The following is a 26633-nucleotide window of genomic DNA, read 5'->3' on the forward strand; positions in this document are numbered from 1 at the left end:
GGCACCGCGATCGATGCCGGAGGGCTCCTCCCCGACCTGCACGACTCGAACTCGTGGACGCAGCACGTGCAGGAAGTCGATCCGCTCGAGATGCTCGAGGTGCAGCTCGCGAACACGACAGCGCCGTTCCTGCTCGTCTCGCGGCTGCGCCCGTCGATGGCGGCAAGTCCGGCACGGCGGAAGTACATCGTGAACGTCAGCGCGATGGAGGGTGTGTTCGGCCGTGGCTACAAGGGCCCCGGTCACCCGCACACCAACATGGCCAAGGCCGCGCTGAACATGCTGACCCGGACCAGCGCCACCGAGATGCTGACCGACGGCATCCTGATGACCTCGGTCGACACCGGCTGGATCACCGACGAGCGCCCGCACCCCACGAAGGTTCGGCTCGCTGAGGAAGGATTTCACGCTCCCCTCGATCTCGTCGACGGCGCGGCCCGGGTCTACGACCCGATCGTGCGCGGCGAAGCAGGAGATGACCTGTTCGGCGTCTTCTTGAAGGACTACGCCCCAGCCGCTTGGTAAGTCGAGCAGCTTCGGAGAAGCATCCGCCCGGAGGCCTTCCTAACATGGGTCTATGGCAGAGACGAAGAGCACCAAGTCCGGATTCACGGCCGACGAACGCGACGCGATGAAGCAGCGTGCGGCCGAACTCAAGGCGCAGGCGAAAGCCACCGACCTCCGCGTGTCGGGCACGAAAGACGTTCTCGACGCGATCGCCAAGCTCGACGGCACCGACAAGAAGATCGCCGCCCGTCTGCACGAGATCGTGACGGCTGCGGCACCGCAGCTGGTTCCGAAGACTTATTACGGGATGCCGGGCTGGGCCAACGCGGACAGCAAGATTGTTTGCTTCTTCCAGCCCGCATCGAAGTTCAAGGTGCGCTATGGAACCCTCGGCTTCGAGACGGTGTCGAAGCTCGATGACGGCACCATGTGGCCGACCGCGTTTGCGATTCTCGAGCTGACTCCGGCACACGAGAAGGCGATCACCGCCCTCGTGAAGAAAGCCGTCGGCTGAACCCCAACTCGCCGTCACGTCCACTTCCGTGCTTGTCTTGGTGGCATGACGTCGTCGTCAGAAAGTGATCGATCGGGTCTCGACACCGGGCGTCCAATCGCGCAAGCGGCACTCACCGTCGCGATCAGCACCGTGACGCTCGTGGCCGGAGTCGCGACCTTCAGCCTGGCAACGTCGGCCGCGACGCTTTCACTCGCGCTTCTCGCCGCGGTAGTCAACCCCATTCTCGGCATCTGGATCCTCGCCGTCGCCCTGATCACCGTTCTGGCTCGCCGTCGGGATTCTCGCGGTCGAGCGCGCTGGTACATCGGTGCCGGCGTCGCGGTCGCCGTCATCAGCGCGGGGATCAACGTGGCGCCAAACATCGTCTACAACGGCCCGAGCATCCTGCTCCTCCTCGGGCTTCCGGGCCTCATCTCAATCGCCTCCTTCGCAACCTGTGTCGCTGTCGGGTCGATCGGTGCCGAGAGGCTTACCCGCGGCCGCTTGAGGCTGCGACCCGGAGCCGTCGTCAGCGCAATCGGCACGGCCCTCTTGGTGATCGGCGGCGCCCTTGTCGTGGCTGTGTTCGGTCAGTGGGTCCAAACGTCGTTCACCCTCTTCGGGTCGCCTCCCGCCCCGACCGACGCGGACGGTGTGAGATACCTGGTGACCGCAGGAGCTGCGTTGACATTCACCCTCGCGGCGACCGGGATCGGCTTCGCCCGACGGTCGTTGGCACTTGGTGGGTGGGGAGTCGCCTTCGTTGCCGTTGCACTGCTCACGGCTCTGACCTTTTCTGTCCCCACCGGACGGTGGTTCGACCAAGACCTCACCCCGCCAACCGCTCCGGGGGGCGGTGGAACAGACTGCCAGTTCGATCCGTCCCAACCCGGATGCGGCGGCTGACCGCTCGGGGCGTCCCTACTTTCGCGTGGCCGCGACCAGGGCGTCGAGTTTCGCGGTGGCGGCGCCCGAGTCAATCGCCTCAGAGGCCAGCGCGATCTTCTCGGTGAACCGCTCCCGAATGTCGCGCTCCTGCTCACCGGGGTCGCGCGCGAGTTCCCACGCGACCAGCGCGGCGGCGCTGTTCAGCAGCACGATGTCGCGCACCGGTCCCGACTCGCCCGCGAACGTCGCGCGTGCGATTGCCGCGTTTCGTTCGGCATCCCCACCCCGCAGCTCCTCAATCGTTGCGCGGCGAAGACCGAAGTCACCCGGGTCGATGTCGTGCTCGCGCACCTCCCCCCGAGAGACCTCCCAGAGGTGGCTATGGCCCGTCGTGCTGAGTTCGTCGAGCCCGTCGTCGCCACGGAACACCAGCGCCGCCGCACCACGCGTACGAAACACCCCGACGATCAGCGGCACTTTGTCGAGCGCAGCAACCCCGACACTCGACGCCTCGGGACGCGCCGGGTTGCAGAGCGGGCCGAGAAAGTTGAAGACGGTCGGGATGCCGAGCTCACCGCGCACCGCGCCAGCGTGCTTGAACCCGGGGTGAAAGAGCGTCGCGTAGACGAAGGTGATCCCCACCTCGTCGAGAACTTCGGCGACGCGTTCGGGGCTGATCGTGAGGTCAAGACCGAGCGCCGCAAGCACGTCCGACGACCCGGATGCGGAGGACGCGGCACGGTTTCCGTGCTTGATCACACGTGCGCCTGCCGCCGCCGCCACGATCGATGCCATCGTCGACACGTTGACCGTTCCCATCCGATCGCCGCCCGTTCCGGCAAGGTCGACGGCCATCGGATCGACCGGCAACGGGAGGGCGTGCGCGAGTACGGCATCCCGGAAACCGACGATCTCGTCGACAGTTTCCCCCTTACCGCGTAAGGCGACCAGGAAGCCGGCCAGTTGCGCAGGTGTGGCGCGACCGGCCATCACCTCCTCCATCGCCCAGGAGGCTTCGGCGATCTTCAGATCCGCCCCAGCCAACAATTGCGTCAGCAGCGCGGGCCAGGTCAATTCCGTCGGCATGGCGTCGATCGTAGCGACCTCGGATATCGGCCATAATGAGAGAGTGACTTCCGCACCGCTCACCCATAGCTCCGCTGGGGCGCATCCGATGGCCGGGGGCATCAATCGCCCGAACGTCGTCCAGGTAGGAACCATCGTCTGGCTGGGCAGCGAGGTCATGTTTTTCGCTGGCCTCTTTGCGGTCTACTTCACGCTGCGCTCGACCTCGCCGGAGTTGTTCGCGGTCCAATCCGGAAAGCTCAACGTCGCGCTGTCCGCGACGATCACGATCATCCTGGTTTCGTCCTCGTTCACGGCCCAGTTCGGCGTGTTCGCGGCTGAGCGGCTGCAGAAGTGGCGCACGGGCTCAGTCTTCAACCTCGCCAAATGGGGCGTTGTCGAGTGGTTCTTCCTGACCTTCCTTCTCGGCGCGCTGTTCATCATCGGCCAGTCCTACGAGTACGCGTTACTCGTCCAAGAACACGTCGGAATTACCTCCGACTCTTTCGGGTCGTCATTCTTCCTCGCGACCGGATTCCACGGGCTCCACGTGACGGGCGGCCTGTTCGGCTTCCTGATCGTGATCGGACGCTTCTTCGCCGTGAAGACCTTCACCCACAAAGAGGCGACCACCGCGATCGTGCTCTCGTACTACTGGCACTTCGTCGACGTGGTGTGGATCGGTCTGTTCCTGATCATCTACATCCTTCCCCACATCGGAGGTTGAGATCGTGACTCAACGCACCGTGACCCGTACCCGTCGCACCGGCCGACGCTCGCCGCTGGCGTCTGTTTCGTTGCTTCTGATCGGCCTTCTTGCAACCGGTGGCGCGTACGCGCTGGTCACCTCGAGCGCTACGGCGAACACGAACTCCGCAGCCGTCGCTGCAGCATCCGAAGGCGAGAAGTTGTTCCTCGCGAACTGCGCTTCGTGCCACGGCATTGGAGCAATCGGCAGCGCGGTTGCCCCCAGCCTGATCGGCGTCGGCGCGGCTGCAACGGATTTCCAGGTCGGAACCGGTCGGATGCCGGCCGCCGCGTCCGGTCCGCAGATCGAAGAGAAGCCATCGCAGTTCACCGACGAGCAGGTCAAGGCGCTTGCGGCCTACGTCGCGACTCTCGGAATCGGCCCTGGCATCCCTTCCTCCTCTGTACTCACGAGTTCGAGCAACGTATCCGCCGGCGCAGAAGTGTTCCGCGTCAACTGCGCAATGTGCCACAACGTCGCGGGTGCCGGTGGTGCACTCACTCAGGGCAAGTTCGCGCCGGCCCTTCAGAACGTTGACCCGGCCCACGTCTACGAGGCGATGGTCACCGGCCCGCAGAACATGCCGGTCTTCAACGACCTGAACATCACACCCAAGGACAAGGCGAACGTCATCGCCTACCTTCAGTACCTCGACGACAACCCCTCTCCTGGCGGCCTCGACCTTGGAGGATTGGGACCCGTGTCGGAGGGACTTTTCGTCTGGATCTTCGCGCTCGGAGCGGTCGTTGCGGTGACCGTCTGGCTCACCTCGAAGTCCAACTGAGTTTCGAACCCGCCGACTGAACTTCGACAAGCAGACAAGAGAGCATCGAAATGGCTGACCACGGCAGCGTCGACCACGGCAGCGCCACTCACGGCAGCGTCACTCACGGCACCGCGCTCGAGCGTCTCGATGTGCCCGTGGATGCCCCTGGAACGGCCGTCGTCACCTCGGACGGCATCCAGAACCCCGGCTTCGAGCCGTACCGTCCTCGCGTTGGTGACCTCGATCCCAAGAAGGAACGGCAGAACGAGCGTCGCGTCGCTTGGTACTTCTGGGCTTCGATCGTTGGCAGCGTTTTCGCGATTGTTGCGTACTTCGTCTTTCCGATCGATCCGAACGACTTTGGCTCGATTCGCACCAACAACGCGATGCTGGGGATTGGTATCGCGCTCGCTCTGCTCGGTATTGGCTTTGGTGCCGTCCACTGGTCTCGGTCGATCATGGAGGGCCACGACCTGGTCGAAGACCGCAATGCCGGTCACCCGCCCGAAGAGAAGTACGAGAAGCGTGCCGGCGCTGCCGCTGTCTTCACCGCCGGCAACCAGGAGTCGGGCTTCACGCGTCGCAAGCTCATTCGTAACTCGCTGATCGGCGCCCTCGTTGTGTCGCCGCTGCCCGCGATTGTGCTGTTCCGCGACCTGGCCCCAGCCGCCGACCCGGTGGGTTTGCTCAAGCACACGATGTGGGACAAAAACGTCCGACTGACCCGTGACCCCGACGGCGCCCCGATCCTGGCATCCTCGGTCACGCTCGGCTCGGTGTTCCACGTCATCCCCGCCGGTCTCAACGATCGCGAAGACCGCCTCGAAGAAAAGGCCAAAGCCGCTGTTCTGCTGATGCGCTTGAAGCCTGAAGACCTGCACGTTTCGCCGGAGCGCAAAGACTGGAACTACCAGGGCATCGTTGCCTACTCCAAGATCTGCACCCACGTTGGCTGCCCCGTGGCGCTGTACGAGCAGCAGACCCATCACCTCCTGTGCCCGTGCCACTCCTCGCAGTTCGACATCACGCATGAGGCGAAAGTCATCTTCGGACCTGCGAAGCGCCCGCTGCCGCAATTGCCCATCACCGTGGATGCCGAGGGTTACTTGATCGCGCGCAGCGACTTCACCGAGCCTGTCGGCCCGAGCTTCTGGGAGCGTTCGCTGTGACTGTAGAAAATGCCGCGCTCCCCGGCAATGAACCCGAAAAGCCGGAGACGAGCCCCGGCATGCGCCTGACCAACTGGGCAGCCGGCTACGTCGATGAGCGGTTCAAACTCTCCGGCTGGGTGCGCGACTACGGTCGCAAGATCTTCCCCGACCACTGGTCGTTCATGCTCGGTGAGGTCGCCCTCTACTCCCTGATCATCGTGCTGCTGTCAGGAACTTTCCTGACCTTCTTCTTCCAGGCGTCGATGGCGGAGGTTGTCTACGACGGCTCCTACGTGCCGCTCAAGGACATCCACATGTCCGCGGCGATGTCGTCGGTGCTCGACATCTCGTTCGACGTGCGCGGTGGGCTTCTGGTGCGGCAGATCCACCACTGGGCGGCGCTGCTGTTCGTGGCCTCGATTGGCCTGCACATGCTGCGCATCTTCTTCACCGGTGCATTCCGCAAGCCGCGTGAGTTGAACTGGCTGCTCGGCTTCACCCTCTTCGTGCTCGCTATGGGTGAGGGTTTCACCGGCTACTCGCTCCCTGACGACCTGCTGTCGGGCAACGGCCTGCGCATCATTGATGGCTTGGTCAAGGGCCTCCCGATCGTCGGAACCTGGATCTCATACCTGCTATTCGGCGGGGAGTTCCCGGGCACCAGCGTGATCGGAATGTTCTACAGCCTGCACATCCTGTTGCTTCCGGCGATCCTGGTCGCGATCGCCGGTGTGCACGTGCTGATGGTGTTCGTGAACAAGCACACCCAGTACGCGGGGCCGGGTCGAACCAACGACAACGTCGTCGGCGTACCCGTGATGCCGGTGTTCGCTGCCAAAGCCGGTGGATTCTTCTTCATCGTCTTCGGCATCGTCGTGCTGATCGCCGCGAACGTCACGATCAACCCGATTTGGACGTACGGGCCCTACGACCCCTCCCCTGTTTCGGCAGGGACTCAACCGGACTGGTACATCGGCTTCGCCGACGGCATGCTCAGACTCATTCCATCTGGGTGGGAGTCCGTGATCTTTGGCTTCACGTTCTCGTGGAACATCATCGTGCCCGTGGTCGTGCTGGGCCTGTTCCTGGTGATCGTCGCGCTGTACCCGTTCTTCGAAGCGTGGGTTACGGGAGACAAGCGTCATCACAACATCGCCGATCGGCCGCGCAACGCCCCGACCCGCACCGCGATCGGCGCTGCCGGCGTCACCTTCTACGCGGTCATGTGGGCCGCCGCATCGTCTGACCTCATGGCGACGCATTTCAAGCTGACCGTTGAGGGCGTCATTCTGGTGCTCCAGATCCTGCTGATCTTCGGCCCGATCATCGCCTTCGTGATCACGCGGCGGGTCTGCTTCGCGCTCCAGAAGAAGGACCACGAGATCGCGCTGCACGGCTACGAGTCGGGTCGCATCGTGCGCCTTCCCGGCGGTGAGTACGTCGAGGTCCACCAGCCGCTCAGCGACTACGAACGCTGGCGCCTGGTGTCGTACAACGACTACAAGCCGCTGATGGTTCGTCCCGACAAGCACGGCCGCATTTCGGTGATCCAGCGCATCCGGGCTGTTGTGTCCAACGCGTTCTTCGAAGACCGCATCGTGCCGGTGACCAAGGCCGAGCTCGAGCAGCAGTCCCACCACTAAACGACGGTCGCTGCCTCACGCTTGTTACTTGCCGCGTTGTTACTTGCGGCGTTGTTATTGTGAGGGCGTTGCCGAAGGCGTAGGCGTGAAGAAGCGCCTCATGTATTCGGCGCTTTCGTGGAATCCCAGGCGGTCGTAGAAGCCGCCAGCACGACGGCTCGCAACGGTGAGCTGCGTGACACCGCGGCGTTCGCACTCCGCTTCAACAGCGCGAACGAGCAACGTGCCGTACGACAGGCCGCGTGCCGCGTCGTCAACGACGATTTCCTGGAGCTGTGCGGAAGGCCCGTTCGTCGCGAGAAGGGGCACAATCGTCGTCAACGCGTAGCCGCCCAATTGCGGCGTTCCGTCGTCGACGACGAGCAGAAACACGCTGGGATGTTCCCCGGCGAAATACGACTCGAGCGTCGCATCGTAAGCCGCCCGATTCGGCGCGAGGGCGTGCCCGAGTTGGAGGACAAGGCGATACAGCGCGTCCTCGTCGCCGCGATGAGCCTCACGAATCGTTGCAACCATGGATGCTGCGCTCAGCGCGCGAAGAAGCCGCGGTAGTACTCGTACTGCCACCCGATGATCGCGATCACCGCGAGCGGCGCTCCAATGAAACTGATCCAGGTACCGATCGCGAGGCCGAGGAAAAACAGCGCCAGACCAAACGCCAAGAACATCGGCCACCAGCTCCAGGGGCTGAATTGCCCGACTTCGGGGTCGCCGTCGTCGATTGCGGCGGTCAGGCTGTCTTCCGGCAGGTCGCCGCCCTGTGCGCGCCGCGTGATCGTGATGTAGAAGCCCAGAAAGAACGAGAGCACAGCGCCTAGCGTGATGCCGACAGTTCCGACCCACTCAACGCCCTGGTGAGTGATCGGCTGGACCGCGGTTGGAGTGTTCCCGTAGTCGATCAACGACCACACCGTGTAGCCGGCGGCCGAGATCAGAAAGAAGGCACCGAGGATCCAGAACAGATTCGCGTTGACGCGCACGTTACTTCACCTCTCCCGTGCTCAGTTCGACGACGGGTCGCTCGGGGGCATCCTTCAACGGACCAATTCCCACCTGCACCAATTCAGGGTGGTGCAGGTCAAACGCAGGAGACTCGGAACGGATGCGCGGGATTGATTCGAAGTTGTGACGCGGCGGTGGGCAGGAGGTGGCCCACTCAAGCGACCGCGCGTTGCCCCAGGGGTCATCGACCGTGACCTTCTCGCCGCGACGGGCCGTAATGAAGACGTTGAAGAGGAACGGGATCATCGAGATGGCCAGAATGTAGGCGCCAATCGTCGAAATCTGATTCATCCAGGTAATGCCGTCTTCGGGAAGGTAGCTCCAGTACCGGCGTGCGCCGCCCATGACCCCGATCCAGTGCTGGATCAGGAAGGTGGTGTGGAAGCCGATGAACAACAACCAAAAATGCACCTTACCGAGCGTCTCGTTGAGCATCTTGCCGGTCCACTTGGGCCACCAGAAGTAGAACCCGGCGAACATCGCGAAGACGACAGTGCCGAACACCACGTAGTGGAAGTGCGCGACCACAAAATACGTGTCGGAGACGTGGAAGTCGAGCGGCGGGCTCGCCAGGATGACACCCGTCAGGCCGCCGAAGGTGAACGTAATGAGGAAGCCGATCGCCCAGATCATCGGCGTCTCGAACGTCACCGAGCCTCGCCACATCGTGCCGACCCAGTTGAAGATCTTCACCCCGGTCGGCACAGCAATGAGCATGGTCAACAGCGCGAAGAACGGCAGGAGCACCGATCCGGTGACGTACATGTGGTGCGCCCAGACAGTGACCGACAGCGCGGCGATCGCGATGGTCGCGTAAATCAGAGTCTTGTACCCGAAGATCGGCTTTCGGCTAAATACCGGGAGGATCTCCGAAATGATGCCGAAGAACGGCAGCGCAATGATGTACACCTCGGGGTGACCGAAGAACCAGAACAGGTGCTGCCAGAGGATGGCGCCGCCGTTCGCCGGATCAAGCAGGTGAGCGCCGAACACGCGGTCGGCGCCGAGCGCGAACAGGGCGGCAGCGAGGACCGGGAAGGCGAGCAGCACGAGGATCGACGTCACCAGGATGTTCCAGGTGAAAATCGGCATGCGGAACATCGTCATACCGGGCGCACGCATCGTGATGATCGTTGTGATGAAGTTCACCGCACCGAGGATCGTGCCGAAGCCGGCGAGAGTCAGGCCGAATACCCACAGGTTCCCGCCGAGCCCGGGCGTGAAGGTAGTGTCCGAGAGCGGTGCGTACGCGGTCCATCCGAAGGATGCCGCTCCCTGCGGGGTGAGGTAGCCGCCCATCACAATGAGGCCGCCGAACAGGTAGAGCCAGTACGCGAAGGCGTTGAGACGGGGGAACGCCACGTCGGGCGCACCGATCTGAAGCGGCATCGCCACGTTGGCGAAGCCCGCGAACAGCGGCGTCGCGAACAGCAGCAACATGATCGTGCCGTGCATCGTGAAGAGCTGGTTGTACTGCTCACCGGTGGGCACGATGGTCAGACCGGGCTCAAATAGCTGGGTTCGGATGATCAGGGCCATCACGCCACCGAGGCAGAAGAAAATGAACGACGAGATCAGATAGAGGTAGCCGATCGTCTTGTGGTCAGTCGTGGTGATCCACTTGACGACGATGTTGCCCTTGCGCTCAACGCGCGGCGATCCATAGACCGTTTGCGATGCCGCTGTCGCGCTGCTCATTTGTTTTCTCCCGTGGAGGGTGCGCCGGTTCCCGGCAGGTTCTGGTCCAAGTTGTAGGTGGCATCCAGCTGGCCGGTCTGTCCCTTTTTCGCCAGCAGGTCCATCTGGTGGTCGTACTCCGCCTGCGAAACCACCTTTACGGTGAAGAGCATCTGCGAGTGGAACTCACCACAGAGCTCGGCACATTTGCCCTCGTAGGTGCCCTCTTTGAGAGGGATGAAGTACATGTAGTTGGCTCGCCCCGGGATCATGTCTTTCTTGTACAAGAAGTCGACGATCCAGAAGGAGTGAGCGACGTCGCGCGACTCGATCTCGATCTGGACCCGAGCGTTGACGGGCAGGTACAGCACCGGCAGGGCGTCGACGTCGATTTTGCCGTCGGGGCCTGCTTGCGCCTGAACGCCCGGGGAGTAGACGTTGGCCGAGACGTAGTTGAAGTCCCATGACCAGCGCTTGCCAAAGACCTCGATCTTCACTTGCGGGTTGGGATCGACCTTCTCGATAGCAGCCTGATCGCGTGCCGTGAACGCGAAGAAGCCGAGCACGAGGATGAGCGGAACGATCGTGTAGAAGATCTCGATCGGAAGGTTGTAGCGCAGCTGAATCGGAAGGCCGGTCTGACCCTTCCGTCGGCGGTAAACGACCGCCGCCCAGATGATCAGAGCCCAGGTGACGATTCCCACCGCAAGCAACACGATCCACGAGTTGACCCAGAGAGCCGTGATCGGACCGGTATGGTTCGTCGCCCCCTCGGAGTCTGCGGGAAGGTAGCCACGCAGTTGAGCCTGGGTGCAACCACCCAGGATGACGGTGACGACGGCTCCGATCGGGAGCAACGCCCAGCGCGCCAATTTCGACTTCTGGGAGCGAGTTGAGCGCACCGTAGACCTCTCAGGACAGAAGGATGATCTCCTCCGGTCAGTCTATCTACCGGCGGGACGGGATCGAACGCAGCCGCGCTAGGACGCGTGCAGTTTGCGGACGACGCTCGTGCCGTTTAGTGGAAGGAGTCCCCGCAGGCGCACGATCCGCTGGCGTTCGGGTTGTCGATCGTGAAGCCCTGCTTCTGGATCGTGTCTTCGAAGTCGATCGCCGCGCCCTCAAGGTACGGGACGCTCATCTTGTCGACGACGACCTCGACACCGTCGAAGTCGCGCGTCACGTCACCGTCGAGCAGGCGCTCGTCGAAGTAGAGCTGGTAGATCAGGCCGCTGCATCCGCCGGGCTGCACCGCAACTCGCAGGCGCAGATCGTCGCGACCCTCCTGCTCGAGCAGGGTCCTGACCTTCGTCGCCGCGACGTCGGTCAGGTTCACACCGTGAGTGGCGAGATCGGGCGACGTCGTGAGAGCGGTATCGGTCATGTCACCGATTGTAAGCCTGACGGCTGCTCGGTGCCGGAAGCTGGGCGCCGGAAGGTCAGTGCCGCGAGATCAGTGCCGCGAGCTCAGTGGCGATCGTTCAGGCGCGACAACAGGAATGCCTCCGCGAGGATCGCCCGCTGAAGCGTCGGCAAATGGAGCGACTCATTCGGGCTGTGTGCCCGCGATTCGGGGTCTTCCACGCCCGTGATCAAAATCTGCGCCTTCGGGAACATCTCGACCAGATCCGAAATGAACGGAATCGACCCGCCGGCTCCGATCTCGACGGCGTCGACACCGTAGGCCTCCCCCATCGTCTCGAGGGCGTCTTCGGCAGCCCAGCCACTGGCATCCACCAGGAAGGGATTGCCGAGGTCGAGATCTTCGATACTCACGTGGGCGCCGTGTGGCACGTGGTCGAGAATGTGAGCCTCGATCGCAGCGAAAGCTTCTTTCGCGGTCTGACCGGGAGCGACCCGAGCCGAAATGCGCACCCGAACGCTGGGCACGAGAGTGTTCGACGCGTTGCGGATGTTCGGGATGTCCATGCCGGTGACGGTGATCGACGGTCGGTACCAGAGGCGGGAGAGGATCTCCCCTTTGCCGATCGGCGAGACGCCGTGGAGCAGGCCGGTTTCTTCGCGCAATTTCGCTTCGTCGTACTCGGGAGTCTCTTCATCGTGACTCGTGAGGCCTTCGACGGCGACGCTGCCATCCTTCTTCCAGAGGGTCGCGAGCAATTCGATCGCAACGAGCGGCGCATCAGGGACTGCTCCACCGAACATCCCGGAGTGCGAGGCGTGGTCGAGTGTCGTGATGCGCAGATTGAAGGCGACCGCGCCGCGCAGCGCAATCGTGAGGGCGGGGGTGGTGAGGTCCCAGTTGCCCGAGTCGGCGACAACGATGACGTCGGCCGCGAGTCGGTCCCGGTAGCGGCGCAGAATCTCGGGAAGTGCGCGAGAGCCGAACTCTTCCTCCCCTTCGACGAACAGCACGAGGCCGACATCCAGGTCATCGCCGACAACGGAGGTGAGGGCACGAATCGCGCCGAAATGGGTCATCACACCGGCCTTGTCGTCAGCAGCGCCGCGTCCATACAAGCGGTCACCGCGAAGGGTGGGCTCGAACGGCTTGGAGTCCCAGGCCTCCTCGTCGCCTTCCGGCTGCACGTCATGGTGCGCATAGAGCAGGATCGTCGGCCGGCCGTTGCGAGCCTTCCGGGTGGCGATCACGGCGGGCAGCCCGAGGTTCGCGCCGTCGTGGATCGGAACCTGCACGATGTCGATGTCGTCGAAAACACCGGTCGCCTCGGCGAGCCGCTTTACCTCGGCCGCACTAGCTTCGACGTGCGCGGCGTCGAAGCCATCCCACGATACCGACGGGATGCGAACCAGGCGCGAAAGGTCGGCGACGGCTACCGGAAACCCGGCCGCGACGGCCTCAGTGAGCTGCGCGGCGTTCGGGGTCGAAGAGTGCTTCTTGGGCATGCCACTAATCTTAAGAGGTGGCCAGAATCTCAAAGAGCGAGCCGACCCCCGAAGTCGAGCCGGACAGCGCATCAGGCAAGGGCCACGCGACTCCGAGCCGCAAAGAGCAGGAAGCCGCTCGCCGACGTCCGCTCGTCCCCAGCGACCGCCGCCTTGCTGCCCGCCAGAACCGAGCCACCGCCGCAACGGAGCGTGACCGCGCCCGGGTCGGGATGGCCGCGGGCGACGACAAATACCTTCCGTTGCGCGACAAGGGTCCCCAGAAGCGCTACATCCGCGATTACGTTGACGCTCGATTCAGCGCCGGCGAGCTGATGATGCCGCTCCTCGTAGTCGTGCTGATCGGATCGTTCGTGCCCGTGGTCGGCGAGTACGCATTCTTCGCCTTCTACGCGTTCTTCATCTTCATTGCGGCAGACACCATCTACCTGATCGTTCAGGTCAACAAACGTCTCGCCGCGAAATTCGGCAAGGCCAAGGTCGAGCGCGGGGTGCGCTGGTACGCCATCTCGCGCGCCATCCAGATGCGGTTCCTGCGTCTGCCGAAGCCGCAGGTCAAGCGCGGCGCCTTCCCCTCCTGAGATCAGGCCCCCCTGAGCTCAGAACCGCCTGAGTCCTCGGTTGATCGACCGGGCCCAGAACGGGCCTCGGTAGAGGAACGCCGTGTAGCCCTGCACCAGGGTCGCGCCCGCAGCAAGCCGCTCGGCGACATCGGCCGCGGTGTCGACACCTCCGACCGAAATCAGCACGAACTCGGCGGGAACCGCGGCGCGCAGTAGGCGCAGCATCCCGAGTGAGCGTTCCGCGAGGGGCGCACCTGAGAGGCCGCCCTCCCCCGCGTCCGCTACGGTCCTGGCATCGGTGAGCAGCCCCTCGCGCGACAGCGTGGTGTTCGTTGCTACCAGCCCCGGGAGGCCGAGGCGCACCGACAACTCGGCGATCTTCAACGCCTGCTCGTCGGTGAGATCAGGCGCGATCTTGACCAGCACCGGCACTCCCCCGGCAGCATCCCGGACTGCCTCGATGAGTGGAGCGAGGCGGTCGAGTTCCTGCAGGCCGCGCAAGCCGGGCGTGTTCGGGGAACTGACATTGACGACGAGGTAGTCGGCGTGCGGTGCCAGAGCTCGGGTCGAGATCAGGTAGTCGTCGATGGCATCGTCGACCGCAACGACGCGCGACTTGCCGATGTTGACGCCGATGATCGGGCGGCTGCGGCGACGGCGTTCGCGTTCGAGATGGCGAGCAGCAGCATCCGCGCCTGCGTTGTTGAAGCCCATCCGGTTGATCACGGCGCGGTCCGGAACGAGCCGGAACAGCCGCGGTTTCGGGTTGCCCGGCTGCGGGACTGCCGTGATCGTGCCCACCTCAACATGCCCGAAACCCAGAACTCCGAGACCGCGGATGCCGGACGCATCCTTATCGAACCCGGCCGCGACTCCGAACGGGGAGGCAAAACGAAGGCCAAGCGCCTCAACCGCGAGAGATGGATGCGGACGGCTCAGGCCGCGCAGAAATCCGGGCAGGAGGCGGATGACACGGAACGCGAAATGGTGGGCACGCTCGGGGTCCATCCGACTGAGCACGAGTCGGAACAGGAGGGCGTACATCCCGATCAGATTACGGGGTGCCGCGGCTACGGGGTGTCGCGGACGATCGGAATCGACCCGGTAGCATTTTCGACCCGGAGCAGCGCGATCGCCGACTCGAAGTCGTCGAGAGAGTCGAAGCCCTGGTACACGCTGGCAAACCGCAGGTAGGCGACCTCGTCGAGTTCGCGCAGCGGCGGCAGGATGGAGAGCCCGATGTCGTTCGCGTCGATCTGCGAGACACCCGTCGCGCGAATGGACTCCTCGACGCGCTGAGCGAGCAACGCGAGGTCAGCATCACTCACCGGGCGCCCCTGGCAGGCCTTACGCACGCCCGACACGATCTTCTCCCGGCTGAATGACTCGACGATGCCGGACCGCTTGATGACCGTGAGGCTTGCCGTTTCGGTCGTCGAGAATCGACGTCCACATTCCGGGCACTGGCGGCGTCGGCGAATGGCGAGTCCGTCGTCACTCGTACGGGAGTCGACGACGCGACTGTCTGGATACCGGCAGAACGGGCAGAACATGGTGCGACCAGGATACCCGGGCGGTGGCGCGGACGGCTGGTTCAGCCTTACGGAGTAAGGAATCTGGCGTCGACGGCGTCGCCGTGGGCAGGCAGATGTTCGGCGTCACTCATCGCCCGGATGTGGGGTGCAACGGCGCGCAGGGCATCCCGGTCGTACTGAATGATCTGTTGCGGACGCAGGAACGTCGTCGCCGTAATGCCCGATGTGAACCGAGCGGAGCCTCCGGTCGGCAGGATGTGATTAGACCCGGCGAGGTAGTCACCGAGGCTGACCGGGGAGTACGCGCCGAGGAAGATCGCGCCCGCGTGCGAGACACGGTCGAGCACCGCACCCGGGTCGGCGGTCTGGATCTCCAAGTGTTCAGGCGCGTAGGCGTCGCTGACGCGGGCCGCGGTCTCGAGATCGTCGACGAGCACGATCGCCGACTGCGGTCCGCCGAGGGCGATGGTGACGCGGTCGCGTGCCGATGCGTGCGCGACTTGACGTTCCAACTCGGCCCGCACGGCATCCGCGAGTGCTGCCGAATCGGTGACCAAAACGGCAGCCGCCGACTCGTCGTGCTCGGCCTGGCTAATCAGATCGGCCGCGATGAGAACCGGGTTCGCCGTGGCGTCGGCAATTACCAGCACCTCGGACGGCCCAGCTTCGGCATCGATGCCGACATCCCCCTGCACGACGCGTTTCGCCGCAGCAACGTAAACATTCCCCGGGCCGGCGACGACGTCAACGCGGTCGAGACCCACCGACGGGATGCCATAGGTCATCGCCCCGATCGCTCCCGCTCCGCCCATTGCGTAAATCTCTTCGACACCCAGAACACCGGCCGCCCCGAGGATGAGCGGGTGGATGCCGTGGTCGAAGTCCGCCTGTGGCGGCGACGCAAGCGCGATCGATCCGACCCCCGCAACCTGAGCGGGCACGACGTTCATCACGACGCTGGATGGGTAGACCGCCTTGCCGCCCGGGATGTAGAGCCCCACGCGATCGACAGGTTGCCAGCGCTGCGTGATCTCGGCACCGGTGGCGACCCGACTCACGGCGGGCGGCGGCACTTGCGCGTCACTTGCCGTGCGCTCGCGACCGATGACCTCGTCGAGGGCGGCGCGAATCTTCTGAGGCAGTTTCAGCACGGCAGCTGTGATCAGCGCGGGATCGACCCGTAGGGCGGCGGGACGACCCCCGTCGAATCGCTCGGCCTGTTCGGCGAGAGCATCAATGCCCCGAGCACGCACGTCGGCTATCAACTCGGCGGCAACGGGCATCGCCGCAGATACGTCGATCTCGGCACGATGCACGAGGGCCTCGAGGTCCCGACGAGAAGGACGTTGACCGCGGAGATCGAGGGTCTGGATCATGGCTCGACCATGCTACGGGTGCCTCCGGCCGGAATACGTCCGACGCCGCCGCGGTTGACTGTGCACGTGGAACCGCACATCGTTGATGAGCTCTCGGCGTTCAAGCTCGCGTTCCGCAGGCACGCCGCCGGTGTCGCCGCAGTGACAGGTCTCACGCCCGCCGGCATCCCCGTGGGTTTCACAGCGACCTCGCTCGCCTCCCTGGCTGCCGTGCCGCCTCTCGCGACCTTCAACATGTCCCGTATCTCGACAGCGTGGCCCGCCGTCGAAGGAACCTCGCACGTGCTCATCCACCTGCTGGGTGCGCGCAACCGCGCCCTCGCCGATCGGATGTCGGGTCCGCACGATCAACGGTTCGTGGGCGAACACTGGGCGGTTGGCCCACTCGGCCTCCCGCTCCTGAACGACGTGCCGGCCTGGATGCTGGGTCGAATCGTTGAGCGCGTGCCCGTCGGGGACGCCGCCGTGGTCGTCGTGCAGATCGAAGACGGCGGACTTGGGGACGACGACGAAGCGCTCCTGTACCACGAGCGCGCCTATATGAGTCCGGGCGACGTCATTCTCGACTGAACTCAGCCGGCGCCGTAGGCGATGACGCCGTGCGGGTCGACGGTCTGTCGTACCTTCTCGAGCCGAGCGAAGGTCGCATCGGGCCACGCTCTCGCAAAGTCGTCCCGTGTCTCGAAATGGTGCGCGTAGTTGATGGTCGTTTTGGGGGCGATCCACGCACCAATTGCGTCGGCAAACCCAGCCGCGGCACGAGGCAGGACCTCGGCGAACAGGGTCGGGTCGGGCGCTCCGATGACGTGAATGGCGAAGGCCGCATCCCGACCGCCCACCGCAGAACCGCCGTCGACATCGACCTTCGTTCGACCCCCGAGATGTCGAATCTCAATCGCCAGAAACGGGATGCTGGCCGTGGGGTTGAAGAGGTCACCGAACACGGTCGCGAAGTCCTGATCGATCGGCGTGAGAAGCGCACCCCACCCCCATCCCGGAGCGGGATCCGTCGGGTCGGCGTGAATCTGCGCCACGTCGGTCAGCGCCATCGTGCCGAGCGCATCCGTTTCAACCGGGGCGAGAGCACGCAGCGGAGCCGCGAGTCGCTCACCCTCTCGCGCGCTCCCGGCGTACGCGAAGCGGAGGGTCAGCAGGAAGCGTCCCCGAAGATGCGGTGGCAAGAACGGAAGATCGGGGAACTTCGCGACCAGAACCGAGGTGGTGACATCATCCGGAGCTGCAGCTGTCCAGTCGATCCAGCCGCGCAGCACCGCCTCGACGTTGGCGGCGGCGAAGGTGAGCGATCCCGCGTACAACTCCGGGATCGCCACGAGCCGCACCCGCACCCCGACAACGACGCCGAGTCCACCCTTCCCCCCGCGCAGCGCCCAGAACAGCTCCGGCTCGGAGTCCGGGGTCGCCTCGACGACGTCGCCAGCGGCCGTCACCACGGTCGCTCCGAGCAGGTAGTCCGACGAAAAACCGTGGCTGCGAGCGAGAGGTCCGAGACCGCCGCCCATCAGGTAGCCGACAACGCCGACGTCCGGCGACGATCCGGTGATCGGCGCGAGACCGAACGGCGCGGCCGCGGCCACCACCGCCCCCCAGCGCGCACCAGCACCGATCGTCGCGACACCGGCATTGGCGTCGACGGTCACCCCGTTGAGACGTTTCGTTGATATCACCAGGCCATCGGTGATCGGCTCCTCCGAGCCGTGCCCGGTGGCCTGCACCCGCACCGCCATGCCGTGCCGTGCGGCGTACAACACGGCAGCGACGACATCCGCCGTCGATGCCACGGCGACCACGAGGTCCGGGCTGTGGCTCACGGCGAGGTTGAAGCCGGCCAGTTCTTCGGTGAACCCCGCCTCCCCCGGTTCGAAAACCGCGCCGTCAAGGGACCCGCTGAGCTCGTGCATCCTTCGATGCTACCCAGGGCCACCAACGTCGCTACAGCGCTCAGACCAGGCAGTTGGGCCCGAGCAGCGACTTGAGTTCGCCGTAAAGGTCGGCCGTCACGGTCACCGGGAACGGGATCTCGAACATGCGCGCACTATCGCCGCGCACGAGCCGCAGTCGCACCTCGTTATCACCCCGGTGCCGGATCAACACGTCGTTGAGTTTTGAGACGATCTCGGTGGTCGCGCGATGCTCGGGAACCGAGATCACGAGCGGCCCCGAGCCCAGCGATGAGCCGGTATCGGGCACCACGAGACTCACCGCATGCAGGTTGAGCCCGTCGTCGCGCGTGGCGACGCGACCCTTGATGACGACGATGGCGTCGTTGTGCAAGGCGGGTGCGAACTCCTGGTAGGTCTTGCCGAGGAACAGGACGGTGACTTCTCCCCCGAAGTCTTCGACCGTCACCATGCCGTACTGGTTGCCTGACTGCCGTGCCGTGCGGTGCTGAACGCTGGTCAGCAGGCCGGCGACCGTCACCGTCTCGCCGTCACCGGCGGCCTCCCCGCCGATCAGGTCGCCGATTGAGACGGTTGCATGTTTGGCGAGAGTTGACTCGAGCCCAGCGAGCGGGTGATCGCTCACGTAGAGGCCGAGCATCTCGCGCTCGAACGCCAGCTTGTCGCGCTTGCTCCACTCGGGCCGAACGGGCACCGAATCGGCTGCCTGTTCAGGCTCATCCCAGAGCGAGTCGAAGTCGAACCCGACCTGCCCGTTGGCCTCGTTGCGCTTGTCAGCCACCGCGCGTTCGACGGCGCCCTCATGGATCTCGATGAGAGAACGCCGGGTCGACCCGAGCGAGTCGAAGGCACCCGCCTTGACGAGCGACTCGACAGTGCGCTTGTTCGCGACCGGAATCGGCACCTTGCGAAGGAAGTCGTGGAACGCGACGAACCGTCCGTGCGTCTCGCGCGCAACGCGGATGTGCTCAACGACCCCGTAGCCGACGTTGCGCACCGCACCCAGACCAAACCGGATGTCGCCGATTCCGGTCTCCGAGGGAACGGCGGTGAAGTCGCCCGCCGACTCGTTGACGTCAGGTGGCAGCACGTGGATGCCCATCCGGCGACACTCGTTGAGGTACATCCCGAGCTTGTCCTTGGCGTCGCCGACACTGGTCAGCAGTGCCGCCATGTATTCAGCGGGATGATGCGCCTTCAGGTAGGCCGTCCAGTAGGCCAGAATTCCGTATCCGGCGCTGTGAGCCTTGTTGAACGCGTAGTCGGCGAACGGCATCAGCGTGTCCCACAGCACCTCGACAGCCTGTGGGGAGTATCCGTTGCCGATCATTCCCGACTGGAAGTCTTCGAACTGCTTATCGAGCTCGGACTTCTTTTTCTTGCCCATCGCGCGACGCAGAACGTCGGCCTGTCCGAGCGAGAACCCGGCGACCTTCTGAGCGACCGCCATGACCTGTTCCTGGTAGACGATGAGCCCGAATGTGGTGTCGAGAATCTCGCGCAGCGAGTCAGCAAGTTCGGGGTGGATCGGCTCGGCCTTCTGCAGGCCGTTCTTGCGCAGCGCGTAGTTGGTGTGCGAATTCATGCCCATCGGGCCGGGCCGGTAGAGCGCAATCACCGCCGAGATGTCTTCGAAGTTCGTGGGTTTTAGCTGCTTGAGCAACGCGCGCATCGGCGCACCATCGAGTTGAAAGACCCCGAGCGTGTCGCCGCGCGACAACAGGTCATAGGTCTCGGCGTCGGCGTCGAGGTCGAGATTCTCGATCTCGAGCGCTGTGCCGGTGTTGCGTTTGATCGCGTCGAGAGCGTCTTGGATGACGGTGAGGTTGCGTAGCCCGAGGAAGTCCATCTTCAGTAGGCCGAGATCTTCGAGCGGCGGCTGGTCGAACTGCGTGATGATCGCGCCGTCATCCTGTCGCTTCATCAGGGGAACGATGTCGATCAACGGTTCGGCCGACATGATCACCCCGGCCGCGTGCACGCCCCACTGCCGCTTGAGATTCTCAATGCCGCGGGCAGTTTCGAAGACCTTCGCCGCATCGGCATCGGTGTCGAGGATGGCGCGCAGGTCGCCCGCCTCCTTGTAGCGGTCAGAACCGGGGGTGACAGCGTCGCTGAGCGACATGTCCTTGCCGAGCACCGGCGGCGGGAAGGCCTTCGTGAGCTTCTCGCCGACCGAGAACGGCATCCCGAGAACGCGTGCGGAGTCTTTCATCGCCTGCTTGGCCTTGATCGTGCCGTAGGTGATGATCTGAGCCACCCGGTCGTCGCCGTACTTGTCGGTGACGTAGCGGATCACCTTGTCGCGGCCCCGGTCGTCGAAATCGACGTCGACGTCAGGCATCGACACGCGCTCCGGGTTGAGGAACCGCTCGAAGATGAGCCCGTAGCGCTGGGGGTCGAGTTCGGTGATCCCCATCGCGTAGGAGACCAGGGACCCCGCGGCCGAGCCACGCCCGGGACCCACGCGGATGCCGTGCGCCTTCGCCCAGGTGATGAAGTCGGCGACCACCAGGAAGTATCCGGGGAAGCCCATCTGCTTGATAACGCCGACCTCGTAGTCCGCCTGCCTGCGTTGCTCGTCGCTCACGCCACCCGGGAAGCGAACGAGAAGTCCGCGTTCGACCTCCTTCTCAAACCATGACGCTTCAGATTCGGAGTCGGGTACCGGGAACCTCGGCATCAGGTCGCGCTTGGTGAAGTCGACTTCAGACCGCTCAGCGATCAGCAGGGTGTTATCGCACGCCTCGGGATGATCGCGAAACAGCTGCCGCATCTCGGCCGCTGACTTGAGGTAGTAGTCCTGCCCGTCGAACTTGAAGCGATTCGGGTCGTCCATCGTCGAGCCGGACTGGATGCAGAGCAGAATCTCTTGCGCGTGAGCATCCGCGGCGTGCGTGTAGTGCAGGTCATTGGTCGCGACGAGCGGAAGGCTCAGTTCCTTCGCCAGCCGGATCAGGTCGCTCTGAGTACGGCGTTCGATCTGGAGGCCGTGATCCATGATCTCGACGAAGTAGTTGTCTTTGCCGAAGATGTCCCGAAACTCTGCCGCAGCTGCGACGGCTTCGTCCCACTGACCCAGCCGAAGTCGGGTCTGCACTTCGCCGCTCGGGCAGCCGGTCGACGCGATGAGACCTTTTGAGTATGTGTTCAGCAGCTCCCGGTCCATGCGCGGCTGAAAGTAGTAGCCCTCGATCGACGCCAGCGACGACATCCTGAAGAGGTTGTGCATCCCTTCGGTGCTTGAAGCCCACATCGTGATGTGCGTGTATGAGCCCGATCCCGACACGTCGTCTTGCCCGCCGTCGCCCCACTTGACGCGCGTCTTGTCGGTGCGGTGGGTGTTGGGAGTGAGGTAGGCCTCGGTGCCGATAATCGGCTTCACCCCGACCGCTTTCGCCTGCTTCCAGAAGTCGTAGGCACCGAAGTTGTTGCCGTGGTCGGTGATCGCGATAGCCGGCATCTGCTGCTCGGCGACGGCTGCCATCAGTTCCCCGACGCGCGCCGCGCCGTCCAGCATCGAGTATTCGGTGTGGACGTGCAGATGCACGAAAGAGTCGGTCACTTGCTCTCCGGGGTCGAGTCTTCAGAATAGGCCGCCCCGGCCTGACTCACTGGTCGGCTCGCAGGATGTCGAGCGCTCGCTCGAGATCCTTGGCGTACGGTGACTCGAACTCGACGTGTTCACCCGTCGTGGGGTGGGTGAATCCCAACTTGTGTGCGTGCAGCCACTGCCGGGTAAGCCCCAGCCGTTCGGTCAGAGCCTTGTCAGCGCCGTACAGGGTGTCGCCAACACAGGGATGCCGCTGGGCTGCCATGTGCACACGAATCTGATGGGTGCGCCCGGTTTCGAGATGAATAACGAGCAAGCTGGCGGCCCGCATCGCCTCGATCGTTTCGTAGTGAGTCACGGCGTTTTTACCTTCGGCGCGAATCGCGAACTTCCAGTCGTTGCTGGGATGGCGCCCGATCGGCGCATCGATCGTCCCAGCCAACGGATCCGGATGACCTTGCACGACGGCGTGGTAGATCTTCTCGACCTCTCGGTCGTGAAACTGACGCTTGAGTTCGGTGTAGGCGTGTTCCGACTTCGCGACGACCATCAGGCCGCTGGTGCCGACGTCGAGGCGGTGCACGATGCCAGCACGCTCGGCGGCGCCCGACGTCGAGATGCGAAAACCGGCGGCGGCGAGGGCGCCCAGTACTGTGGGGCCGCTCCATCCCGGCGCCGGATGGGCGACGATGCCCACCGGCTTGTCGATCACGACGAAGTCGTCGTCGTCGTACACGATCCGAAAGCCCGGGACGAGTTGCGGAATGATGCGCGGCGCCTCCTTGGGCGCCCACTCCACCTCAAGCCAGCTATCGACACGAAGCCGATCTGACTTTCCGAGCAGGATGCCATCCAGCCGGACTCCGCCCGCCTCCAGAACCTCGACCGCAAAACTGCGCGAAAATCCGAGAAGCTTGGCGATCCCGGCATCCGCGCGCTCCCCCGCGAGCCCCTCGGGGACCGGCAGGCTGCGCGTTTCCATCAATCGCCGGCCGGGTGGTCGTGCAACGGGGCCGCCGAACTTTTCTCGCCGGCCGGCAACTTCGTCGCATACGCGCTCGACTTGTCGCGGGTGCCGTCGAGCCGGATGTTCCGCAGGGTCAGCAGCAGGAAGAGCCCCATCGCAGAGCTGACCGCAATGTCGGCAACGTTAAAGATTGCCGGGAACGCGTAAACCTGGATGAAGTCGACGACGTGACCGACACCGAACCCGGGCGGACGCGTCAGCCGGTCCGTGACATTGCCCACTGCGCCGCCAAGAACTAGGCCAAACATCGTTGCCCACCCAAGCGAGCGGATGCGTCGAGAGAACCAGACGATAAATACGATCACCAGCGCGGCGACAATCGAGTAGACCCAGGTAAACCCTGTGCCCAGAGAGAACGCGGCACCTGAGTTGGTCACGTAGTGGAGTTGCAAAAACTCACCCAGCACAGGCACCGATTCGTTGAGCCCGATATGGGTCGTGACCAGGTACTTCGAAAGTTGGTCGAGACCAAACGCGACGACGGCGACGCCAGCGAGCAGCACGAGCGCGCGCGGACTCACCCGACCCTTCGGTGTGGCTGAATCCGGCGCAGAAGCGTCAGTTGCCCGAGCCAAAAGGCGGGTAGTCGGTCGGCTGGGGGTACGCGGCATAGTCGGGCTGCGGCGGCGCGTAGCTCGCCGGAGCTACCGGAGCCGCGACCGCTTGCGCATACTGGCCGCCCGTAACCGCCGCCGGTCCTGCCCCGATTGCGTTCGAGGTCTCGAGCTCGCGGAGCTGGCCCTCGATGTAGCCCTTCAGCTTGGTGCGGTACTCGCGCTCGAAGGTGCGAAGCTCGTCAAGCTTGCGCTCGAGTTCCTGCTTCTCTCGCTGGAGCGATTCCACCTGGGACCGTGCCCCCTGCTCGGCGTCGGAAACGACTCGGGCGGCGGCCGCATGGCCCTCGGAGATCAGAGCATCGCGCTTCTCCATACCCTCACGAACGTGCTCCTCGTGGAGGCGTCGCGCGGACTGGAGCAGATTGTTGGTGCTGCCCAGGTCCATCGCGTTCGGGTCGAACCCGCCGGGGGCAAAAGTCGCCTGCTCGGGGACCGGAGCGGCCACGGGTGTCTGAGGAGCGATCGCTTGCGGAGCGCTCTGGGCGGCACGAGCCATCTCGGCGACGCGCGACTCACCGGCGACGATGCGCTGACGCAACTCGTCGTTCTCCTGGTTGAGGCGTCGAAGCTCGACGACGACCTCGTCGAGGAAGTCATCCACTTCATCCTGGTCGTAGCCCTCACGGAACTTCGTCGGGTTGAACCGCTTGTTGACTACGTCTTCCGGAGTCAGCGCCATCACCATCACCTCATCGAATCTCTCGCTAGCGCCCCGGCCGTCGAGCGGCAGCGGTGCATCGCGGTTGTGATCATATTCATCCTTCGTCCTGAGGATGAGACTCTCACTGTACAACGGCACAGGCCATCGTCCGAAAGGTCCAGAAGCCCTGCTAACCGAGAAACTGCTGAAAGTCCCCGGTCACCTCTCAGGGACGTAAACGGTTCTGCCCCGGCTCTACTGCCCGAAGAACCCCGCGTCGACGTCCATCTCAGCTTCCGACTGCTCGCCGCTCACGGCGACATGCTCGGGCGAGAGGAGGAACACCTTGTTGGTCACGCGCTCGATTTTTCCGTAGAGGCCCGAGGCGAGACCGCTGGCAAAGTCGATGAGTCGGCGGGCGTCGCCCTCGGGCATCTGCGACAGATTCATGATCACCGGGACGCCCTCACGGAAGGCTTCGGCAATACCCTGCACGTCTTTGTACTGACGCGGGTTGACCGTCAGGATCTCGTTCATTCCGGGAGCAGGCTGGTGCTTGCTCGGCGCAACCGGACGACGCAGCGGAGTTACCGGGGCACCGCGACCGCTCGACTGGGCCACCGGAGCGACCGGAGCTGACGGCATGTGGTCGTCGTACTCCTCATCGGCCAGGCCGAGGTACACCATCGTCTTGCGCAGTGGGTTAGCCATGTCGTCCTCCAAAATGAGCCGTGGTCACAGTCACAGCAATCGAGTAGACGTTAACCTGCGGTTGAACGTTTTCCGGTGATTGCGGTACCGATGCGTAGGTGTGTCGCGCCCTCGGCAATTGCTTCGCGGAAGTCCCCCGACATCCCCGCTGAGATGGCGGACGCTAGAGGCGAGAGGGTCTGGATGCGCTCCGAGACCGCGCGGAGGCGGGCGAACGCGGCACGCGGTTCTTCCCCAAGCGGTGCGACGCCCATGACACCGAGCAGCGTCAAGCCGGACGCTGCCAGCACCCGTTCGGCTAGCGCTTCGGCCTCTGTCGCCGAGACGCCCCCGCGACCGATCTCGTCACTCAACGCGATCTCCAGGAAGACGCCGAGGTCGGTGCCGTCGTCGGCAGCTAACGCGTCGACCAGGGAGATGCGGTCGACGGAGTGCACGGTGCGCGCGTAACGCCGGACCGCTTTTGCCTTGTTGCTCTGCAGCTGTCCGACGAAGTGCCAGGCGAGTCGGGAGTCGTCGACCTCCGCGGCCTTCGCTGCCGCCTCCTGGTGTCGGTTCTCACCAACGTCGCGCACGCCGAGGTCTGCGAGTTCGCGCACCAGCGATGCCGGATGGAACTTCGTCACGACGATCCGCGTCGGAGGTCGCGATCCGGCTGCGCGGACGGCATCCGCAATCTCGGTATCGACCGCGGCAAGACGGTCGGCGAGCGTCACGGCCTTACGTCAGGCTCTGCTATTTCAAGAACTCGGGGATGTCGAGGTCACCCTCGTCATCGAAGTCGCGATCCAACGGCACGCCCAGGGGCGCGTCCGGCTCGGCGGCCCACCCTCCCGTGTCGCCGGCAGAGGGCTTACCTGACGTGTCGGCGACCGGAACTTCAGCTGCCACATAGGACTCGCGTCGTTCTGTGCCGCGCCGGTAGGTCGGCTCGCCGCCGTCGAAGCCGGCCGCAATGACCGTGACCCGCACCTCGTCACCCAGAGTGTCGTCAATCACGGCGCCGAAGATGATGTTCGCTTCGGGGTGCACGGCCTCTTGCACGAGGCGAGCGGCGTCGTTGATCTCGAAGATGCCGAGGTTCGACCCGCCCTGAATCGAGAGCAACACTCCGTGCGCACCGTCGATCGAGGCCTCAAGGAGTGGGCTCGCAACGGCCAGTTCTGCCGCCTTGATCGCCCGGTCGGCACCGCGGCTCGCGCCGATGCCCATCAGTGCGGAGCCAGCGCCGGACATGACGCTCTTCACGTCGGCGAAGTCAAGATTGATGAGGCCTGGAGTCGTGATCAGGTCGGTGATGCCCTGAACGCCGGCCAGCAGCACCTGGTCAGCCGTTGCGAACGCCTCAAGCATCGAGATCCCACGGTCGCTGATTTCGAGCAGCCGATCGTTCGGCACGACGATGAGGGTGTCGACCTCGTTCTTCAACTGCGCGACCCCGGTGTCGGCTTGCGCTGAGCGACGTTTGCCTTCGAACGCGAACGGTTTGGTGACGACGCCGATCGTGAGGGCACCGATCGACTTCGCGATGCGGGCAACGACGGGTGCGCCGCCCGTGCCTGTTCCGCCACCCTCACCTGCAGTCACGAAGACCATGTCGGCTCCGGCTAGTGCCTCTTCGATCTCTTCGGCATGATCTTCGGCCGCGCGACGGCCGACCTCAGGATCGGCGCCGGCCCCCAGGCCGCGCGTCAGCTCGCGGCCGACGTCGAGCTTGACGTCGGCGTCGCTCATGAGCAGGGCCTGGGCGTCGGTGTTGATCGCGATGAACTCCACGCCCCGCAGGCCGAGCTCGATCATGCGGTTGACCGCGTTGACCCCGCCGCCGCCGATTCCGACGACCTTGATCACCGCGAGGTAGTTTTGGTTCGACGTCACGTT

At 64.4% G+C, this 26633-nt stretch carries 27 protein-coding genes; 9 read left to right on the top strand and 18 right to left on the bottom strand.

Annotated features, from left to right (window positions below):
• From ABIR17_RS06470 to ABIR17_RS06480, 3 genes are all read left to right on the top strand, one after another.
• Window positions 1–525: SDR family oxidoreductase (locus ABIR17_RS06470; RefSeq protein WP_348003560.1), on the top strand; the 525-nt coding region annotated here is incomplete at its 5' end.
• 52 nt (window positions 526–577) lie between these two features.
• A complete protein-coding gene (locus ABIR17_RS06475; protein WP_348003561.1) occupies window positions 578–1021 on the top strand; it encodes a hypothetical protein in 444 nt (147 codons plus the stop codon).
• A 45-nt stretch (window positions 1022–1066) separates the two neighbouring features.
• Window positions 1067–1909 carry a hypothetical protein gene (locus tag ABIR17_RS06480; RefSeq protein ID WP_348003562.1) on the top strand — a complete coding sequence of 281 codons (843 nt, stop codon included), beginning with the start codon at window positions 1067–1069 and terminating at the stop codon, window positions 1907–1909.
• A 15-nt stretch (window positions 1910–1924) separates the two neighbouring features.
• Here the strand turns inward: ABIR17_RS06480 and trpD are convergent, their stop codons facing one another.
• Window positions 1925–2977, bottom strand: coding sequence for an anthranilate phosphoribosyltransferase (trpD, locus tag ABIR17_RS06485; RefSeq protein ID WP_348003563.1), 1053 nt, complete (start codon window positions 2975–2977; stop codon window positions 1925–1927).
• An 88-nt stretch (window positions 2978–3065) separates the two neighbouring features.
• Between trpD and ABIR17_RS06490 the strand changes: the two genes are divergently transcribed.
• The 4 genes from ABIR17_RS06490 to ABIR17_RS06505 are packed head-to-tail and all read left to right on the top strand — an operon-like array spanning window position 3066 to window position 7264.
• Window positions 3066–3683: a heme-copper oxidase subunit III gene (locus tag ABIR17_RS06490; RefSeq protein ID WP_348003667.1), complete on the top strand. Its 618-nt coding sequence runs from the start codon at window positions 3066–3068 to the stop codon at window positions 3681–3683.
• 4 nt (window positions 3684–3687) lie between these two features.
• Window positions 3688–4488 carry a c-type cytochrome gene (locus ABIR17_RS06495; protein WP_348003564.1) on the top strand — a complete coding sequence of 267 codons (801 nt, stop codon included), beginning with the start codon at window positions 3688–3690 and terminating at the stop codon, window positions 4486–4488.
• A 50-nt stretch (window positions 4489–4538) separates the two neighbouring features.
• Entirely contained in the window at window positions 4539–5639 is a 1101-nt protein-coding gene (locus ABIR17_RS06500) for a Rieske 2Fe-2S domain-containing protein (protein ID WP_348003565.1), read from the top strand.
• Window positions 5640–5698: 59 nt separating this feature from the next.
• Complete coding sequence (locus ABIR17_RS06505; protein WP_348003668.1) at window positions 5699–7264, top strand: ubiquinol-cytochrome c reductase cytochrome b subunit; 1566 nt, start codon at window positions 5699–5701, stop codon at window positions 7262–7264.
• A gap of 54 nt (window positions 7265–7318) precedes the next feature.
• Here ABIR17_RS06505 and ABIR17_RS06510 read toward each other — a convergent pair whose 3' ends face one another.
• The 6 genes from ABIR17_RS06510 to ABIR17_RS06535 form a co-directional block, all read right to left on the bottom strand.
• Complete coding sequence (locus ABIR17_RS06510; protein WP_348003566.1) at window positions 7319–7780, bottom strand: GNAT family N-acetyltransferase; 462 nt, start codon at window positions 7778–7780, stop codon at window positions 7319–7321.
• Between the two features lie 11 nt (window positions 7781–7791).
• The gene (locus tag ABIR17_RS06515; RefSeq protein ID WP_348003567.1) at window positions 7792–8244 is read right to left on the bottom strand and encodes a cytochrome c oxidase subunit 4; all 453 of its coding nucleotides are present in this window, start codon (window positions 8242–8244) and stop codon (window positions 7792–7794) included.
• Window position 8245: 1 nt separating this feature from the next.
• Window positions 8246–9964 (bottom strand): cytochrome c oxidase subunit I, encoded by a 1719-nt coding sequence (gene ctaD / locus ABIR17_RS06520; protein ID WP_348003568.1) that lies wholly within the window; start codon window positions 9962–9964, stop codon window positions 8246–8248.
• Window positions 9961–10845: a cytochrome c oxidase subunit II gene (coxB, locus tag ABIR17_RS06525; protein WP_348003569.1), complete on the bottom strand. Its 885-nt coding sequence runs from the start codon at window positions 10843–10845 to the stop codon at window positions 9961–9963. Before coxB ends, ctaD begins: the two co-directional genes overlap by 4 nt.
• 116 nt (window positions 10846–10961) lie before the next feature.
• Window positions 10962–11327, bottom strand: a complete 366-nt coding sequence (gene erpA, locus ABIR17_RS06530) for an iron-sulfur cluster insertion protein ErpA (protein ID WP_348003570.1) — start codon at window positions 11325–11327, stop codon at window positions 10962–10964.
• Between the two features lie 83 nt (window positions 11328–11410).
• Window positions 11411–12811 (bottom strand): dipeptidase, encoded by a 1401-nt coding sequence (locus ABIR17_RS06535; protein ID WP_348003571.1) that lies wholly within the window; start codon window positions 12809–12811, stop codon window positions 11411–11413.
• 17 nt (window positions 12812–12828) lie between these two features.
• On the opposite strand from ABIR17_RS06535, the gene ABIR17_RS06540 reads away from it, so the two are divergent.
• Complete coding sequence (locus ABIR17_RS06540; RefSeq protein WP_348003572.1) at window positions 12829–13392, top strand: DUF3043 domain-containing protein; 564 nt, start codon at window positions 12829–12831, stop codon at window positions 13390–13392.
• Between the two features lie 18 nt (window positions 13393–13410).
• Here the strand turns inward: ABIR17_RS06540 and ABIR17_RS06545 are convergent, their stop codons facing one another.
• The 3 genes from ABIR17_RS06545 to hisD are packed head-to-tail and all read right to left on the bottom strand — an operon-like array spanning window position 13411 to window position 16285.
• The gene (locus ABIR17_RS06545; protein ID WP_348003573.1) at window positions 13411–14418 is read right to left on the bottom strand and encodes a quinone-dependent dihydroorotate dehydrogenase; all 1008 of its coding nucleotides are present in this window, start codon (window positions 14416–14418) and stop codon (window positions 13411–13413) included.
• A 26-nt stretch (window positions 14419–14444) separates the two neighbouring features.
• On the bottom strand, window positions 14445–14927 hold the full coding sequence (nrdR, locus tag ABIR17_RS06550) for a transcriptional regulator NrdR (protein WP_348003574.1): 483 nt from the start codon (window positions 14925–14927) through the stop codon (window positions 14445–14447).
• 47 nt (window positions 14928–14974) lie between these two features.
• Window positions 14975–16285, bottom strand: coding sequence for a histidinol dehydrogenase (gene hisD / locus ABIR17_RS06555; protein WP_348003575.1), 1311 nt, complete (start codon window positions 16283–16285; stop codon window positions 14975–14977).
• A gap of 66 nt (window positions 16286–16351) precedes the next feature.
• On the opposite strand from hisD, the gene ABIR17_RS06560 reads away from it, so the two are divergent.
• Window positions 16352–16855 (top strand): flavin reductase family protein, encoded by a 504-nt coding sequence (locus ABIR17_RS06560; RefSeq protein ID WP_348003576.1) that lies wholly within the window; start codon window positions 16352–16354, stop codon window positions 16853–16855.
• A gap of 2 nt (window positions 16856–16857) precedes the next feature.
• Here ABIR17_RS06560 and ABIR17_RS06565 read toward each other — a convergent pair whose 3' ends face one another.
• The 8 genes from ABIR17_RS06565 to ftsZ all read right to left on the bottom strand — a co-directional run bounded on the left by ABIR17_RS06565 (window position 16858) and on the right by ftsZ (window position 26630).
• A complete protein-coding gene (locus tag ABIR17_RS06565) occupies window positions 16858–18204 on the bottom strand; it encodes an FAD-binding oxidoreductase (protein WP_348003577.1) in 1347 nt (448 codons plus the stop codon).
• 40 nt (window positions 18205–18244) lie between these two features.
• Window positions 18245–21769: a DNA polymerase III subunit alpha gene (gene dnaE / locus ABIR17_RS06570; RefSeq protein ID WP_348003578.1), complete on the bottom strand. Its 3525-nt coding sequence runs from the start codon at window positions 21767–21769 to the stop codon at window positions 18245–18247.
• A gap of 46 nt (window positions 21770–21815) precedes the next feature.
• On the bottom strand, window positions 21816–22739 hold the full coding sequence (locus ABIR17_RS06575) for an RluA family pseudouridine synthase (protein WP_348003579.1): 924 nt from the start codon (window positions 22737–22739) through the stop codon (window positions 21816–21818).
• Entirely contained in the window at window positions 22739–23305 is a 567-nt protein-coding gene (gene lspA, locus ABIR17_RS06580; RefSeq protein ID WP_348003580.1) for a signal peptidase II, read from the bottom strand. The genes ABIR17_RS06575 and lspA overlap by 1 nt, the downstream gene beginning before the upstream one ends.
• Window positions 23306–23342: 37 nt before the next feature.
• Complete coding sequence (locus ABIR17_RS06585; protein ID WP_348003581.1) at window positions 23343–24080, bottom strand: DivIVA domain-containing protein; 738 nt, start codon at window positions 24078–24080, stop codon at window positions 23343–23345.
• A gap of 216 nt (window positions 24081–24296) precedes the next feature.
• Window positions 24297–24752: a cell division protein SepF gene (gene sepF / locus ABIR17_RS06590; RefSeq protein ID WP_348003582.1), complete on the bottom strand. Its 456-nt coding sequence runs from the start codon at window positions 24750–24752 to the stop codon at window positions 24297–24299.
• Window positions 24753–24802: 50 nt separating this feature from the next.
• Complete coding sequence (locus ABIR17_RS06595; RefSeq protein WP_348003583.1) at window positions 24803–25468, bottom strand: YggS family pyridoxal phosphate-dependent enzyme; 666 nt, start codon at window positions 25466–25468, stop codon at window positions 24803–24805.
• 19 nt (window positions 25469–25487) lie between these two features.
• Window positions 25488–26630, bottom strand: coding sequence for a cell division protein FtsZ (gene ftsZ / locus ABIR17_RS06600; protein ID WP_348003584.1), 1143 nt, complete (start codon window positions 26628–26630; stop codon window positions 25488–25490).
• Between the last annotated feature and the right edge of the window lie 3 nt (window positions 26631–26633).

The organism is Pseudolysinimonas sp. (assembly GCF_039912695.1).
Taxonomy (GTDB): Bacteria; Actinomycetota; Actinomycetes; order Actinomycetales; family Microbacteriaceae; genus Pseudolysinimonas_A.